Source organism: Lentilactobacillus otakiensis DSM 19908 = JCM 15040 (assembly GCF_001434145.1).
In the GTDB taxonomy this organism is placed as follows: Bacteria; Bacillota; Bacilli; order Lactobacillales; family Lactobacillaceae; genus Lentilactobacillus; species Lentilactobacillus otakiensis.
Genome location: NZ_AZED01000011.1, coordinates 62,667 through 78,142 on the forward strand (window position 1 = coordinate 62,667; position 15,476 = coordinate 78,142).

The window sequence follows — 15,476 nt, forward strand, 5'->3', positions numbered from 1 at the left end:
AACACTACTGCTGGCAATGCCGACCGACTGAGGCACAGCTACTTTGAAAATAAATTCAATGTGCTCAACACCGGAATAATAGTCAGAAAAATATACAACACCGCTACCAGTACCGTGAAATCCACAATCAGTAATGTAAAGGAATCCACAAAATAATTCGTAGACTCAACTCTTTGTGCCAGGATTTTGCTGGCTTGGTATTGCCAGCCATAGTGAAAGTGTTGTTGAAGCCGATGAAATCGGCGATTACAACACCTTTGTATTTCAAGACTACAGGCTTGAAATCAAAGCCACTATGGCAGGCGGAACCAAGCCAGCAAAATCACACCACTCGATAATCGTACATTTCAAAAATATTTGGACGCAAAAAAACAGGTCAATCGCAATCAGCGATTGACCTGCATCGATTTTAATTATGCTTCTGGTTTGTAGTTAGGAGCTTCTTTAGTAATGTTGACATCATGCGGATGAGATTCTCTCAAGCCGGCATTTGTAATTTGAACAAATTGCGCACTGTCGTTAAGATCTTTGATTGTAGCAGAACCAGTGTAGCCCATTCCTGAACGAAGGCCGCCGACCATCTGGAAGACGATATCGTTAATGCTGCCTTTGTATTCAGTTTCGCCTTCGATCCCTTCTGGAACCAATTTGTTGGCTTCACTGACACCGCCTTGGAAGTATCGGTCAGCTGAACCATGTTGTTGTTCCATGGCTGCGACACTTCCCATGCCACGGTATGATTTATATTTCTTGCCGTGGTCTTCAAAGACTTCACCAGGTGCTTCGTCAGTTCCTGAGAAGACACTACCAAGCATAACAGCATTGCCACCAGCAGCTAATGCTTTGACGATGTCACCTGAATATTGGATTCCGCCATCAGCGATGATTGACTTGCCCCATTTACGAGCAACACTGGCTGAATCATAAACGGCTGTGATTTGAGGAACACCAACTCCGGCAACCACCCGAGTTGTACAGATAGAGCCAGGACCAATTCCAACCTTGACTACATCAACACCAGCCTGGAAAAGGGCTTCGGTTCCGGCAGCAGTTGCAACGTTTCCGGCAATCAATGTGGTGTCAGGATAGTGATCACGGATTTCAGCGATCTTGCGAAGGACGCCAGCTGAATGGCCATGAGCGGTATCGATTACGATTGCATCGGCACCAGCTTTGAGCAATGCTGAGGCTCGGTCAAATGTATCTGCAGAAACACCAACGGCTGCAGCAACCAATAACGCATTGTTATCATCAACAGCAGCATTTGGTGTGTCAGCTGTTTTCTTAACTGCCTTGACCTTGGCGATCTCAGCAGCCTGATCTTCAATACTTAAGTTCTTGTGAACAACACCCATGCCACCAAGTTTGGCTAACGCAATTGCCATCTTCGATTCGGTAACCGTGTCCATTCCGGCACTTAGAAAAGGAACATTCAACTTTAAGTTGTCTGCCAATTGTACTGATAAATCCACATCATTTGGTAAAACATCACTCGCTGCAGGAATCAACAGCACATCATCAAACGTTAAACCTTTTTTACCGAATTTTTCATCCCAACTAACCATCTATCTCGCTCCTTCTTTAATGTTGATTGCTTAATAACTTATCATTTTCATTTTCGTTAATCAACGTATCAGATAAAATTCTCATACGCTTTTAATAAAAGTGAGGCGACTGTTAAGCAAATCGTTTTCTGAAATTGTATTGATTATACACGACTCCCCCGAATAAATAAAGGCTATTGTTCATGTTTTTTAAGTTCTTGAGCAATTATGTCTGACTTTCTAAGTATAATGTTCGTGTTTAAACCGTTTAAAGTATAAAAAATAAGGCTCACTCAAACAAAAGGTTGTTTGAAAAGCCTTATAAATCAATGTTTTAATTAGTTTCTTTAGAAAACGCCACCGGTAATGTTAAAACGCCGTTTAACGAAGAATGATCCAACTCCGGACAACACACCCAGCACAATATAGACAATTGGATTCAAAACAGGATTCATAACGGTTGGCAGGATTGATGACACAGTGAAGATTCCCATCCACACGATCAGGAATAAGACAACCAAGATAATTCGAATCCAGACAGAGTATTGGTGCTTGACGCCAGGTGTGAACATCATGGTCACAACTGGAATTCCAAGTCCAGCAACTGCAGCACTAATTAAAATTCCAGTAATTCCCATCATTGGTGCATGTTGGCCACCCTTGGTTGGCAGGAAGTAAAGAACCCCATACATCAAGAAGAAGATTGTCAAAAATAGAATGGCGTTGTAACCGGCATTCTTCCAGTAATCTCGACGTGGGTCTGCTGGACGTGCCGGTGGATGAACCGTCGTTTCGACCTTTTGATCAACAGTCCCCCACATATTTCGGGCAGTTTTTCCCGACTTTTGACCCTCCAACAATTCTTGAATCATTGTCTGGACGGTCTCATTTTTCTTGTCTGCAGACAGTTTGGTAGCGCCAAGTGCCTGGTTAAATTTAAACATGTATTCTGCATTTCGTTTGGTTAACCCAATATTCTCAAACTGGGAATGAATCACTTTTGTTGCGTGACTCCTGTCTTGATGAACCTGGGCATTCTTTGCACGCGCCTTATCATTTGCATTGCGCTTTGCTGTTTCATCGTTGCTACTCACTAGCTTCACTCCTTAAAATAAACGTCTTAAACGTTAAATCTGAATTCAACAATGTCGCCATCTTGCATGACGTAATCTTTACCTTCAAGACGCAGTTTACCTGCTTCTTTAACGGCTGCGGGTGTTTCAAATTTGTCCAGGTCATCAAAGGCCATAACTTCAGCCCGGATGAATCCTCGCTCGAAGTCGGAATGGATGATCCCGGCAGCTTGAGGGGCCTTGGTACCCTTCTTAAACGTCCAGGCACGAGTTTCCTTGCCACCTGCAGTGAAGAAGGTTTGTAAGCCAAGAAGCTTGTATGAGGCTCTGATAAGCCGGTTTAAGCCAGGCTCCTTAACCCCTTCTGCATCCAGAAATTCGGCTTTTTCATCGTCATCAAGTTGGGCAATTTCTTCCTCAGGACCCGCAGCAACCGCAATGGCTTCTGCGCCTTCCTTTTGAGCGAATTCCTTGATTTCTGGGAAATATTTAGAATTCTCAGGATCTGCCATATCGTCTTCAGCGATGTTGGCGACATAGAGAACTGGTTTGCTGGTCAATAAGAACAGGCCTTTGACAATCTTTTGTTCATCTTCATCAAAATCGATTGAACGAACTGAGCCACCGTCTTCCAGGACTGGCTTAATCTTTTCAAGCACGGCCAATTCAGCCTTGGCTTCTTTATCGCTCCCTTTAGCAGCGCGTTGAACTTTGCCCAAACGCTTGTTAACGGAATCCAAATCAGCAATGCCAAGTTCGAGGTTGATGGTGTCAATATCGTCTAAAGGATCTACCTTACCGGAAACGGTCGTGATGTTATCATCGTCGAATGCCCGGACAACGTGAACAATTGCGTCCACCTGACGGATGTTTTCAAGGAACTTGTTTCCAAGTCCTTCACCTTTGCTGGCACCCTTTACAATTCCGGCAATATCAGTAAATTCAAAAGTGGTTGGGACAACTTTCTTGGCTGGAATCAATTCTTGAATCCGGTCAAGACGCTTGTCGGGAACTTCAACCATCCCGACGTTTGGATCGATAGTTGCAAATGGATAGTTGGCCATTTCGGCTCCGGCCTTGGTGATGGCATTGAACAAAGTTGACTTGCCGACGTTTGGTAGGCCGACAATTCCTGCAGTTAAAGACATAACTTAAACGCTTCTTTCTGGTTTATTTTTCAGCTTTTTCAAGGATCTTTTTTAATTTATGATCAAATTCTCGTCTGGGCATCATTACAATGTGGCCGCAGCCGGTGCATTGAATCTTGATGTCTGCGCCCATCCGAATGATCTGCCAGCGGTTGGTACCGCATGGATGCGGCTTCTTCATTTCAACTAAGTCATTTAAATCATACATGGTGAAATCGCTCCTCTCAGGTAGAGTGTGACGAAGCCCGGTTTGCCCCCGGAGTGTAAGTCGGAAAAATCAATGATGAACGGTTTTGGTTCATCGTTGATTTTTTTGACTTACACAGTAGGGGGCAGGGCTGTCGGAACACATTTCAGCTAGGTAACAGGTGAGCTTGCACTACACCCCGTCGCCCATCTAGTCCAAATCAACCCCAAACATCTCCAAAATCCGGTTCAAATCATCGGTCGAAGTATACTCAATTTCGATCTTACCCTTGCCCTTCTTGCGAGATGAGTTAACGATTGAAACCGGCGTCCCAAATTTTTCTTGTAATTGCCCTTCTGATGCACGGACAAATGGGGACTTTCGGGTTGTTTTTTTCTTTTTGGAGGGCTTGTTGCCATTGATCTTGGCAGCCGCTTGTTCAAGCTGGCGAACTGTCAACGATTCATTAACCGATTTACGAGCCAACTTGATGAGTTCCTGCTTATTGTTAACGGACAATAGCGTTCGTGCCTGACCCATCGACAGCTTCTTATCTTCCAACATTTTTTTAACTTCAGTTGGCAGGCCTAAAATCCGCAGATAATTAGCGATGTAAGGCCGACTCTTACCCAAACGAGTGGCAACCTGTGCCTGGGTCAAATCCAAGCGGCTCATCAGCATGTTATAAGCTTCGGCCTCCTCAAGGGTGGTCAAATCCTCACGCTGTAAGTTTTCCATCACAGCAATTTCCATCATCTGTTCTTCGTTGGCGCTGCGGATAATGGCTGGAATCGTTGGCTGCTTGGCAATCTTGGATGCTCGTAGTCGACGTTCACCAGTTAGGAGTTCAAATGACTCGACTTCTGGATCCGGTTGACGAACGATGATTGGTTGGAAAACCCCGGAATTCTTGATTGAATGAGCTAAATCTTCCAGCGCTTTCTGATCAAAATGATGCCGTGGCTGATACGGGTTGGGCTTGATCGTGCTGACCTTGAGATCAATCACGTCTTCCTTACTCGTATCAACATTATTGTCTTGGAACAGGGCTTCAATTCCCTTCCCAAGACCGGTTAACTTTTTCTTATTCGCCATGGTTTGCCAGCACCTCTTTTGCCAGATTCATATATTTCTCTGCACCTTTTGACTTTGGGTCGTAATCCATAATTGGCAGACCATAGCTTGGTGCTTCAGATAAGCGGACGTTTCTTGGAATAATTGTGTCATAGACTTCGTCCTTGAAGTATTTGCGAACTTCAGTGTTAACCTGTTCACCCAAATTCGTGCGGGCATCGTACATGGTTAACAGGACGCCTTCGATCTTCAAATTAGGATTGAAATGTTTCTTAACCAATTGAATGGTATTCAACAGTTGGCTCAATCCTTCCAGGGCATAGTATTCACTCTGAACTGGGATCAAAATTGAGTTGCTGGCAGTAAATGCATTAATGGTGATCAATCCAAGCGAAGGCGGACAATCGATCAGTACAAAATCGTATTGGTCCTTGACGACATCCAACGCTGCTTTTAAGCGGGTTTCACGAGCCATCTGCGGTGTCAATTCAATCTCGGCCCCAGACAACTGAATGGTAGCTGGCACGATATCCAAACCTTCGTGTGAAGTATGGACAATCGTTTCTGCCATCGGCTCTTCGTTGACCAGCACATCATAGATATCTTTTTTAATGTCGGCTTTGGAAACCCCGACACCACTGGTTGCATTACCTTGGGCATCGGCGTCGACCAAGAGAATTTTCTTCCCTAACGAAGCCATCCCGGCACCCAGATTCACCGCCGTGGTGGTCTTGCCGACACCGCCCTTTTGGTTCGCAAGCGCAATTACGTATGTCATCTTTCATCCCTCCTCATCGTTTGATTTGATCCAGTGGTTCCCGGTTGGGGGTTCCTGGCTTTCTTGGATATTTTTTCGGTGTGTCTTTAACCTTATCAATCACAATGATATGTCTTTCTTCATCAGAAATCGGCAGGGAAAATTCAAAGTCACCAGAAACTTTAGCGCCCAATAATTTAATGGCCGGTTCAGCATCAGCAAGTTCCCCTTCGGCTTTGGCAGCCTTTAAAGCCACCATTTTGCCACCGACTTTGGCTAATGGCAGACAAAGTTCGCTTAATACTGTTAGACGAGCGACAGCCCGAGCAGTCACCAAATCATACTGCTGACGGTGCTCTGATTTCTTGCCGCCAAATTCTTCTGCACGGGCATGAAATAATTCCACGTCTGTCAGATGTAACTTGTCGACTAAAGTTTGTAGAAAGTTAATTCGCTTATTCAATGAATCAACGATCGTGACCTTGAGTTGTGGAAAGAGAATTTTTAACGGTAATGACGGGAATCCAGCTCCAGCTCCCACGTCACAAATTGCTAACGGCTCTGTTTGGATCTGTGAAACAAAAAAGGCTGGCGTAATGGAATCATAGAAATGTTTGAGATAAACTTCAGACTTTTCTGTTATCGTGGTCAAATTAACGTGCTCGTTAACGGCCACCAACAGCTTAAAATAGGCATCGAACTGATCCATTTGCTGATCGGTGACTTCGATACCTTTATCCAAAAGTGCTTTTTTGAATTGATCATTGTTCATTCTTAACTTCTCCTGATGTGTGAAACAATCTGTTTCACGTCTTATTATACTTTACCTTAAAATTGCTTTACTGACAAGGTAACCACAGACATTTGTTTGAGCATACATATTTAATTTTAACATGTTTCGAAAGGGATTCCTGTTGTTTGGTAAATTGTTTTAAAGCCAGAATGAGGGATGGCTGCCTGTAGTTCGCCAGACGTCTTAGTGACAACCATCGGCGATGAATTTCAAAAGAATGGTTAGATTTGACGGTTCACTAAAAAGAGCAACCAGTCGCCTGATTGCTTCAACCGAAGATTATTAATTTTATTCTAGCTAAAATTTAAAATGTGATTCAACCACAATATAATCAATAATCTATTCTCCCAAATACATGTAAATCATTGAAATCAGCCCATAAGTCCGCACGGTTGATTTCTTTTCCTCGGCTTGCTTCTCACTCACTAGTTCCTGGTAAAGGGCTTGATTCTCATTCGAAGTATTTTGCATCTCAATGACCTCCCTTCTATTTCATAATACACCCATTTTCATATTCGATTAAAACTAATTTTAGGTGGTCCAAATAAAACCACATACTAAAAGCCGAGGCAAAAGTAAACCAACCTTTGTCTCGGCCTCACTATGAATCGATTAAAATAATTTGACGGGCGTCTCATCCCTATGCCCAAATTCCCGCACATGTTCTTGGACGATTTCCGCCACCACCTGGGCCGTTTTAGCCATTGCTTCAGTGCCGACATACTCATATGGACCGTGGAAGTTATCACCGCCATTGAAGAGATTGGGCGTTGGAATTCCTTTCGCAGTAATTGCGTTGCCGTCCGTTCCACCTCTAAATGGCGTAATGTTTGGCTTGATTCCCAGCCGATCATAGATGTTCAAAGCCAAGTTAACGATGTATGGATGCTTCTTCACAGTATCGCCAATGTTTTGATACTGTTCGTTAATTTTCAACGTCACTCGAGGGGCCTCAAAGCGATCATTAATCTGATCAACAATTTCCCGCAGCAATTCCAAATTACGCTGATATTTTTGGGTGTCAAACTCTCGCACGATTAAATTAATGTGTGCTTCAGCCACCGTTGCACCCATATCGGTTACCAAAATGAAGCCTTGATGATCGCGACTCTTTTCCGGGACTTCATCTTTAGGCAATGAGCTGACAATTTCATTTGCCAATGTCACAGCGTTGACCATCAAACCATAAGCATCCCCTGGGTGAACGGCAGTCCCTTGAATATCAATTTTAGCTTCGGACGCATTAAATGTCTCCGCTTCAATTTGGCCAGGTTGACCGTTATCCAAGGTATATGCAAATTCGGTACCAAATTCTTTGGCCGGAAATCGTTTGGCACCCCGCCCAATTTCCTCGTCAGGACCAAAGGCAACTTTGATCTCACCATGTTCAACTTCAGGATGGGTTAAGAAGTACTTGAGGGCACCGAAGATTGCGGCAATCCCCGCTTTGTCGTCCGCACCAAGTAAAGTCGTGCCGTCAGTGGTAATCACGCGTTGGCCAACATATTTCTTGAGCAGTGGAAATTCTTTTGGGCTCAAAACAATCTTTTTCTCTGCATTCAATACAATGTCGCCACCATCGTAATCAGGATGAACTTGCGGCTGAATATTTTCAGCATTGAAATCCGCCGTGTCCAAGTGGGCAATGAAGCCAATCGAGCTTAAATCCTTGTCCGAATTACTGGGTAAAGTTCCAAGTACATAGGAATTTTCCGGTTCATACTTGGCATCTTTAATCCCCAGTTCCTGAAGATCCTTCTCAACCATTTTAGCTAACTTCACTTGACCAACAGTTGTCGGTACGGTGTGACTGCTAGCGTCCGACCGTGTATTGACCTTGGCGTATTTGATGAACAACGATTCAATTAATTCGCTATCGAAATCTGATATTTTGCTCAATTAGGTTCACCTACTTTGCAATATATGTTGTTTTCCAGTCGTAAGGAACACCAGCTGGGTTGTAAACAACGTTCTTAACATTCTTACGTAGCAATTGTGACTTTGCTACTTGATAGAGCGGAATTGTTCCCTGATCATTCATTAGTGTTTTTTCAGCTTGAACCAAGTTATTCCAGCGCTTTTCGGGTTGATTACCAAATTTATTTTCAGATTGATCAAGTAAGGAGTCATACTTTGAACTCTTATAACCACTGGTATTGTAACTAGAACCTTTTTCGAAAACATCTAAGAAATTAATTGGATCGGCAAATACTGATTGCCAAGTTTGAACAGTGGTTTGATAGTTCTTCGCTGCCTGTTTTGAAATCAATTGTACGAATGGAATCGACTGAACTTGAATTTTCACTCCAGGAAGCTTTTGCAAGTCGGCTTGGATAAATTCTGCAGCATCTTTACTACTGTCGGTGTCAGAGGTTAACAGTGTTACATGGAGTTGCTTAATCCCAGCTTGTTTATATCCCTTTTTCAACAAAGTTTTTGCTTGTTTCAAATTGTAACTAACTGCATCTTTTACATAGGCTTCCTTGTCAAAGGCTTCACCTGTCTTGGGATTATTTCCCATCTTGGAAGGAACGAAGCCTTTCAATGGAACTGATCCATCTTGCAAAACATTCTTAGTCAACTGCTCCCGGTTGATTGCTAAAGAAAACGCCCGGCGAATATTAAAGTTCTTGAATGCTTTCACTTTATTTTGGTTTAAATCTAACCGAGTGGTGGCAGTTGGTAGGCGTTTTACAAAGTTAGGGTTGTGTTGATTGTTCTTTACTTGCTGTCCACTTAATAATGTGGCATCAGTTTTCTTAGCTGTAAATAAATTGTAACTGGTAGTTGTATCCTCTGACACCAATTCATTAATTTTATTCAAGTGAACTGCTTTTTTGTCCCAGTATGAATTATTCTTAGCCAAAGTCCATGATTTGCTAGTCCCACTCCATTTGGTTAACTTGAATGGTCCGTTTGAAACTGTATATTTTGATGCTGTCCCATATTTGTCGCCAAACTTTTTGACAGCATTTTGATTAATTGGGAAAAACAACGGCCAAGCTAATAGCTTTTTGAAATATGTAACTGGTTTGGTCAGCGTAACTTCAAGTTTGTATTTACCGTCTGCCTTAATTCCAAGAGAACTAACTGGCTTCTTGCCAGAATTAATTCCTTCAGCATTCTTCACTTGGAAGAAGTAAAATGCATCTTGAGAAGCAGTCTTCGGTGCCACCGTTCTTTGCCATGAATAGACAAAGTCTTTAGCGGTGACTGGATCGCCATTAGTCCATTTAACGCCCTTACGCAAATTAAATATATAGTGTTTGCCGTTATCAGTGATTGAAGTTTTCGTTGCCAAGGCCCCTTTGGGCGTTCCATTCTTATCCAAGCGATACAGTCCTTCTTGGGTGTTCATCAAAACATCAAAGCTCAAAGTATCTGTCGCTTTCGAAATATCAGCTGTGGCAAGGGCTGTATTTTCAGTCCAGTTAAGTGTTTGCGTTTTAGCATATTTACCAGTACCACCGTTGTTTGACTGTGAGGTTTTTCCACAACCAGTAAGAATTAAAATCGTTGCGAGTGCTGTGGAAGCTGCGAATATTTTCTTTAAGTTCATAAATTTAATTCCTCCAAATAATTGTCATTTTTTTACTTGTCTGATCATTTCAACTTGTGAGCATCGCATCTGATATTTCATAAAATCATCCCCTTAAATATGAGAAAACAAAAAGCGTCCCTTAGCCCAACTATGGACTAAGGGACGCTTACGCGCGTTACCACCCTGTATTCGTGTATTAGAAATACACCTCGACGGCACCACTTGGAATCGATACCCGGCAAAATAACGCTTGCTAACGAGTCATCGGCATTGACCGATAACTTGTTCGGAGCTCATCTTCATTATCTTAGTAATTGAACCTCTCACCAAACGGCTCTTCTCTTTAAATTACGTTGATAACTACTCTTCTCGTCATCACATTGTTCTCATGTGTTTTTAATGTTAAATCCATTATGCCAATTTGGTATCAACGTGTCAAGGGCTAAACTAATTACATTTTGGCAAGTTCGGCCATGACTTCTTGAACAATCTTGTTTCCAAATACTTCATCAGCGGATTTCTTGAGAATTTTTTGCTGAGTTGCTTTGGACAATTTATTGCCATGTACATTTTTTATGAAAGTTGTCTTTATTTGTTTGTTATCTTGCATACCTTTTCACTCCTACTATTTAGGAAAATCGTCCTTTAACTGCTCTATCGTATTCCAATCTTCATTGAACAAATTTAATCTAACGTTATCAGAAATATAGCTTGAAATCTCTTCAAAGTCAACTGCTTTCACTGCAATCTGAACTGAAAAATCAATCAATTCTTGTCTTAAGCCCTTATGAAAAATGAAATCATATCCGTTCGAATGAAGAAAAACCAAAGTAGCGACCATCGCTGTTCTCTTATTTCCATTTGAAAATGCCTGAAGCCCGGCACTCTGAGACCACAAATAAGTTGCTTTATTCAAAATTGTGGGGTGCCGATTTACACCATACATATACGGATTATTTAATGTATACGCCACATTTTCTATATGTCCACGATCTCGGATGCCATACTCTCCGTACACACCATCTTCTTTATATATTTGTTGTGCTTTAGAATTATAATCTATCAAGTTTTCAACGCTTGGCGCCACGGTTTCAATGGGAAAAAGAAAAATTCGATTTTTGATTTGTTGGTTGTACAGAACATTTAAAGCGAAAGCTTCGAAGTCAACATCAAGTTTAACTGGAACAATTTGATCAACCTCGTCATCACTCTGCTCCGTATACGTTTTGATTAACAGATTGATAACTTCTTGCTGCTGTTCCGGGGTGTCAAACGGCGTAACTAGTTGCACAGAATATTGAACATTTTGGAAATATGAGCCTTTAATCTTCCCCTTCCCAAAATTGATGGGTTTCAGTTCATCTTTGAAAGAATCTTCGTGTGTCATTCAATATAACCTCGTCTTAAGATTTCAAATTATAGTCCACATATATTATATACGAAAGTGAGCTCTACAATATTTTATTGCACTCAATTATTCACCCCAGCTTGAAATATACCGTTTCAGTAGCTCGCCCTTCAGTCCCTCGGCATTGCCAGCCATAGTGAAAGTGTTGTTGAGCCGATGGAATCGGCGATTACAACACCTTTGTATTTCGAGACTATAGGCTCGAAATCAAAGCCACTATGGCAGGCGGAGCCGAGGAACTGAAGGGCAGCGGAAGGTGCCCACAAAAAAAAGCGGCCAGAGACATTCTGGCCGCAAACAATTTTTACTTATTAATCTTAGAAACTTCTTCCAAGAACCATTTATTGAAAGCCTCAGCATCAATATCCACACAAACATTGGCATTGGTCTGACCATCATGATAGGCACCACGGATATCGCCGACGGTTTCACCAATGGCAGGACCATCAGTCACAATGTCGATCCACATTTTCTTAGTGGTGATGGCTTCAGGATGAAGCAGGTAGAAAATAGTATTCACATCGTGCATCGCGATTCCGTCAGAACTGTTGTCACCATCATGAATGATAATGTCATGCAGCATCTTACCGGTTTCGTTCATGTGCTCAAGCTTGCTGAGAGAGTCAGGGGTCAGCAAGGCCTTCATGGTAATGTCCAAGCCGACCATGGTAATCGGAATGCCAGAATTGTACATGATTCGAGCAGCATCCGGATCGGTGAAGACGTTGAATTCAGCAGCAGAAGTCATGTTACCTTTGCCGAGTGAGCCACCCATTGCAACGATTCGTTCGATGTGATCTTTGACTTCAGGGTATTCGCTGAACAGTAAAGCGATATTGGTATATGAGCCAGTTGGCACCAACGTAATCTTTTCATCGCTGCTCATGATGGTTTCCCGTAAAGCTTCAACGGCGGTCACATCCAAAGGCTTTGGCAGATCTTCAGGAAAATCATAGCCAGGCATCCCTGACTCGCCATGGATTCGGGCAGCATCTTCAAATTCCTTGATCAGTGGCTGCTTGGCACCTTCAGCAACCGGCACCTTCTTGTTAAAGAAGCGGACGATCTTCTGCGCATTCTTGGTTGTCTTGTCAACAGTGACGTTACCGGCAACGCTGGTAATCAATTTCAAATCAATCTCAGGATCATTCAGCGCCATGGTCAAAGCGGCAGCATCATCAATTCCGGGATCAGTATCCATAATAATTTTGATGGTCATGATAAGTTCCTTTCCAAACAATATTTGTCGATATCAAACGCTTACAATCAACTCCTAACAAGAAGCGAACCGCAAAGTCCGCCCACTTGCTACTTCTATAATAAGGCACTAAGCACCAAATCACACAAGAATAAAAATCCTAATACATAAGTTGCGACAGTCAATTCTTTTTGCCTGCCGGCAGCAATCTTTAAGATTGGATAAACAACGAATCCAAACGCCAAACCAGTGGAAATACTACTGGTAAATGGAATCAAAACAACAATCAGAAACGCTGGGAACCAATCGGAAAAATCAAACATATTAATTCGACTGAGCTGGTTCATCATCAAGGCACCAGTAATGATAATGACGGGTGCAATCGCTGCTTGAGGCACGAAGGCCAACAGCGGGATAAAAAACAACGAAATGGCAAACATGATCCCGGCGACGATTGACGTCAAACCGGTACGGCCGCCACTCTCAATTGCCGAAGCACTTTCCGCAGCGGCAACCGTGGGGCTAGTTCCCAGAATTCCGGAAAGAAAACTGGTCACAGAACTGGCCTGAAATGCCTTTTTGAATTTCTTGGGATTCGGCATGATGCCTTCCAAAAGCCCCATCGATTCAAACACCAAGATCATGGTCATCGAAAACACAGCGAGAATAAATGGAATCGTGAGAGCATTGCTAAAATTCCCTTTGGCAACAATCGACGAATACCGCCCAATATCACCAATCCCAACGGACGGTGATACCTGATCCTTGATGCCAAACAAAATTCCAACAACGGATGTCACCAGAATTCCAATGAAGAAGCCACCGGTGATGTTGCGGACAAACAAGAACAACGTGAGCAGCAAGCCAAACAGCGCCAATAAGGTTGCCGGTTTGGTTAAATCACCAAGCGCCAGAATTGAGTTGGTTCCCTGTTTGATCAATTGAGCCTTTTCCAGCCCAATTTCCACTAAGAACAATCCAATGCCGGCGGTAATCCCCGCTTTCAAAGTTTCCGGAATTCCCTTCGCCAAAATCTCACTCAATTTGGTGAATGCGATCAAGACGTAGATAATACTGGAAACAATTGAAATGGCTAAAGCTTCCTGCCAAGACAGGCCCATCGCCACAACCACTGTATAAGTGAAGAAGGCGTTGACCCCCATTCCAGGCGTCAGAATGACTGGCGCATTGGCCCAGAATCCCATAATCAAGCAGCCGATGAACGAGGAAATAATTGTCGCAAACACACTTAAGTCGGTCGGAATCCCAGCATCTTTTAAAATCATCGGATTCACAATGATGATGTAAGAAATCGCGAAAAAGCCTGTAATTCCGGCAATCAATTCTCGTTTGACCGTTGCTTTATCTCGTATAGCCTCACGAAGAGGCAGCCGGTTAGCTACCTCTTCTTCTCTTTGTAACTTATCCAAAAATAAAACCTAACTTTCTAGTTAAAAAGTTTACCAAACGAATAATCCAACGATTCCGGCAGACATCAAGGATACCAAGATACCTGAAAGAAGCATTGTACCAACGTTTTTACTGATCAAATCGTTCTTTTCCTTGTCAACCAATCCTTTGAAGGCACCGATAATCATACCGGTCGTTGAGAAGTTGGCGAATGAAGTGATGAAGACAGTTAATTGTGCTTGGTAGTGAGCTGGGAAGATGCTGAGGTTGTTGATGGTACCGGCAATCTTACCCATAACAACGAATTCGTTGGTAACTAACTTCATACCCATGAATTGTGCGAACTGGAATGCCTGGCTGACATCCAGACCCATTAACCATGCAAATGGGAACATGATGATTCCTAAGATATGTTCCAATGATAACCATGGGTTAAACAAAGCCAAAATCTTATCGATCAAAGCAGCCAAAGCAACAAAGGCGATAACGTTGGCAGCAATGATTAAGATCAAACGGCCGGCACCCAAGATTGAGTCACCCAAGAATGAGAAGTATGGTTCACGTTTACCGTTAGCTTGAACGTCGCCGGATTCAACAGCGGCTTCGCTAACACCTGAGCCACCCATTTTAGCAACAGTATCTTCTTCAGGAGTAACTTTAACGGGGTTTAATAAACTAGTGATAATCAAGGCGTTTAACACGTTCAATGGAACGGCAGTCAAAACATATTGGCCAGGAACCATTTGTGTATAAGCACCGATGATTGAGGCGGTAACACATGACATTGACATCAAAGCCAAGGTCAAATTACGTTTTGCTGACATTTGCTTTAATTGAAGTGATGAAACGGCAAGTGCTTCAGTGTTACCTAAGAACATCATTTCAACGGCAAAGAATGATTCGAACTTTGGAGCGCCGGTGATGAATGAAAGTCCACGGCCGACCCACTTGATGATCCATGGTAATACTCCAATATATGTAAGAGTATCAAACAATGGCACAATCATCAGGATTGGCAGTAACGCGCTGGTGACAAAGTTCATTGATTTGGCAGTTCCACCAAATTGTGGGGTAACCCAGTTAGGCAAGGCAAAATTGATTCCTTGGTAGGCAACTTGAACTAACCAGTTGAATCCGTCGGCAGCAGCTTTAACTGCGTCACGGCCCCAAGCAAAACTAGTCAATATCCATGCAAGAACAAGGTTAATAACTAAAACAACGGCAACTGAACGCCAGTTGATACCTTTTTTGTTATTTGAAAACAAGAAAGCAATTCCAAGGTATACGGCGACACCCAGAATATTGACCAGTAAATATGATAATTGCATATTCTGAAATCCTCT

General features: G+C 42.7%; 15 protein-coding genes and 1 other annotated feature. All 15 genes read right to left on the reverse strand.

What is annotated here, in order from left to right; genetic code table 11:
- Positions 1 to 413: 413 nt before the first annotated feature.
- Positions 414 to 1,565, reverse strand: a complete 1,152-nt coding sequence (guaB, locus tag FD05_RS04100; RefSeq protein WP_020280892.1) for an IMP dehydrogenase — start codon at positions 1,563 to 1,565, stop codon at positions 414 to 416.
- A gap of 326 nt (positions 1,566 to 1,891) precedes the next feature.
- Positions 1,892 to 2,638 (reverse strand): DUF1129 family protein, encoded by a 747-nt coding sequence (locus tag FD05_RS04105; RefSeq protein ID WP_020280891.1) that lies wholly within the window; start codon positions 2,636 to 2,638, stop codon positions 1,892 to 1,894.
- A 26-nt stretch (positions 2,639 to 2,664) separates the two neighbouring features.
- Positions 2,665 to 3,765 (reverse strand): redox-regulated ATPase YchF, encoded by a 1,101-nt coding sequence (gene ychF / locus FD05_RS04110; protein ID WP_020280890.1) that lies wholly within the window; start codon positions 3,763 to 3,765, stop codon positions 2,665 to 2,667.
- 22 nt (positions 3,766 to 3,787) lie between these two features.
- Entirely contained in the window at positions 3,788 to 3,973 is a 186-nt protein-coding gene (locus FD05_RS04115; protein ID WP_013727415.1) for a DUF951 domain-containing protein, read from the reverse strand.
- Positions 3,974 to 4,162: 189 nt separating this feature from the next.
- Positions 4,163 to 5,047 carry a ParB/RepB/Spo0J family partition protein gene (locus FD05_RS04120; protein ID WP_054656629.1) on the reverse strand — a complete coding sequence of 295 codons (885 nt, stop codon included), beginning with the start codon at positions 5,045 to 5,047 and terminating at the stop codon, positions 4,163 to 4,165.
- Positions 5,037 to 5,804, reverse strand: a complete 768-nt coding sequence (locus tag FD05_RS04125) for a ParA family protein (protein WP_020280888.1) — start codon at positions 5,802 to 5,804, stop codon at positions 5,037 to 5,039. Before FD05_RS04125 ends, FD05_RS04120 begins: the two co-directional genes overlap by 11 nt.
- A gap of 13 nt (positions 5,805 to 5,817) precedes the next feature.
- A complete protein-coding gene (gene rsmG, locus FD05_RS04130; RefSeq protein ID WP_020280887.1) occupies positions 5,818 to 6,555 on the reverse strand; it encodes a 16S rRNA (guanine(527)-N(7))-methyltransferase RsmG in 738 nt (245 codons plus the stop codon).
- 360 nt (positions 6,556 to 6,915) lie between these two features.
- On the reverse strand, positions 6,916 to 7,047 hold the full coding sequence (locus FD05_RS11900; protein ID WP_020280886.1) for a hypothetical protein: 132 nt from the start codon (positions 7,045 to 7,047) through the stop codon (positions 6,916 to 6,918).
- A 141-nt stretch (positions 7,048 to 7,188) separates the two neighbouring features.
- The gene (gene pepT, locus FD05_RS04135; RefSeq protein ID WP_039932672.1) at positions 7,189 to 8,475 is read right to left on the reverse strand and encodes a peptidase T; all 1,287 of its coding nucleotides are present in this window, start codon (positions 8,473 to 8,475) and stop codon (positions 7,189 to 7,191) included.
- Between the two features lie 10 nt (positions 8,476 to 8,485).
- The gene (locus FD05_RS04140; protein WP_020280884.1) at positions 8,486 to 10,135 is read right to left on the reverse strand and encodes a peptide ABC transporter substrate-binding protein; all 1,650 of its coding nucleotides are present in this window, start codon (positions 10,133 to 10,135) and stop codon (positions 8,486 to 8,488) included.
- Between the two features lie 137 nt (positions 10,136 to 10,272).
- Positions 10,273 to 10,502, reverse strand: a binding site (T-box leader).
- A 66-nt stretch (positions 10,503 to 10,568) separates the two neighbouring features.
- Positions 10,569 to 10,727 (reverse strand): hypothetical protein, encoded by a 159-nt coding sequence (locus FD05_RS11640; RefSeq protein ID WP_020280883.1) that lies wholly within the window; start codon positions 10,725 to 10,727, stop codon positions 10,569 to 10,571.
- Between the two features lie 15 nt (positions 10,728 to 10,742).
- Entirely contained in the window at positions 10,743 to 11,504 is a 762-nt protein-coding gene (locus tag FD05_RS04145) for a type II toxin-antitoxin system death-on-curing family toxin (RefSeq protein ID WP_020280882.1), read from the reverse strand.
- Positions 11,505 to 11,829: 325 nt separating this feature from the next.
- Entirely contained in the window at positions 11,830 to 12,744 is a 915-nt protein-coding gene (gene rihC / locus FD05_RS04150) for a ribonucleoside hydrolase RihC (protein WP_020280881.1), read from the reverse strand.
- 95 nt (positions 12,745 to 12,839) lie between these two features.
- Positions 12,840 to 14,153, reverse strand: coding sequence for an NCS2 family permease (locus tag FD05_RS04155; RefSeq protein ID WP_039932670.1), 1,314 nt, complete (start codon positions 14,151 to 14,153; stop codon positions 12,840 to 12,842).
- A 30-nt stretch (positions 14,154 to 14,183) separates the two neighbouring features.
- Positions 14,184 to 15,461, reverse strand: a complete 1,278-nt coding sequence (locus tag FD05_RS04160; RefSeq protein WP_020280879.1) for a NupC/NupG family nucleoside CNT transporter — start codon at positions 15,459 to 15,461, stop codon at positions 14,184 to 14,186.
- Positions 15,462 to 15,476: the final 15 nt, after the last annotated feature.

What these genes read in the sequence shown, in the direction of transcription:
- guaB (WP_020280892.1), bottom strand. Translation starts at nt 1,565, where the DNA reads ATGGTTAGTTGGGATGAAAAATTCGGTAAAAAAGGTTTAACGTTTGAT.
- ychF (WP_020280890.1), bottom strand. Translation starts at nt 3,765, where the DNA reads ATGTCTTTAACTGCAGGAATTGTCGGCCTACCAAACGTCGGCAAGTCA.
- FD05_RS04115 (WP_013727415.1), bottom strand. Translation starts at nt 3,973, where the DNA reads ATGTATGATTTAAATGACTTAGTTGAAATGAAGAAGCCGCATCCATGC.
- FD05_RS04120 (WP_054656629.1), bottom strand. Translation starts at nt 5,047, where the DNA reads ATGGCGAATAAGAAAAAGTTAACCGGTCTTGGGAAGGGAATTGAAGCC.
- FD05_RS04125 (WP_020280888.1), bottom strand. Translation starts at nt 5,804, where the DNA reads ATGACATACGTAATTGCGCTTGCGAACCAAAAGGGCGGTGTCGGCAAG.
- rsmG (WP_020280887.1), bottom strand. Translation starts at nt 6,555, where the DNA reads ATGAACAATGATCAATTCAAAAAAGCACTTTTGGATAAAGGTATCGAA.
- FD05_RS11900 (WP_020280886.1), bottom strand. Translation starts at nt 7,047, where the DNA reads ATGCAAAATACTTCGAATGAGAATCAAGCCCTTTACCAGGAACTAGTG.
- FD05_RS04140 (WP_020280884.1), bottom strand. Translation starts at nt 10,135, where the DNA reads ATGAACTTAAAGAAAATATTCGCAGCTTCCACAGCACTCGCAACGATT.
- FD05_RS11640 (WP_020280883.1), bottom strand. Translation starts at nt 10,727, where the DNA reads ATGCAAGATAACAAACAAATAAAGACAACTTTCATAAAAAATGTACAT.
- FD05_RS04145 (WP_020280882.1), bottom strand. Translation starts at nt 11,504, where the DNA reads ATGACACACGAAGATTCTTTCAAAGATGAACTGAAACCCATCAATTTT.
- rihC (WP_020280881.1), bottom strand. Translation starts at nt 12,744, where the DNA reads ATGACCATCAAAATTATTATGGATACTGATCCCGGAATTGATGATGCT.
- FD05_RS04160 (WP_020280879.1), bottom strand. Translation starts at nt 15,461, where the DNA reads ATGCAATTATCATATTTACTGGTCAATATTCTGGGTGTCGCCGTATAC.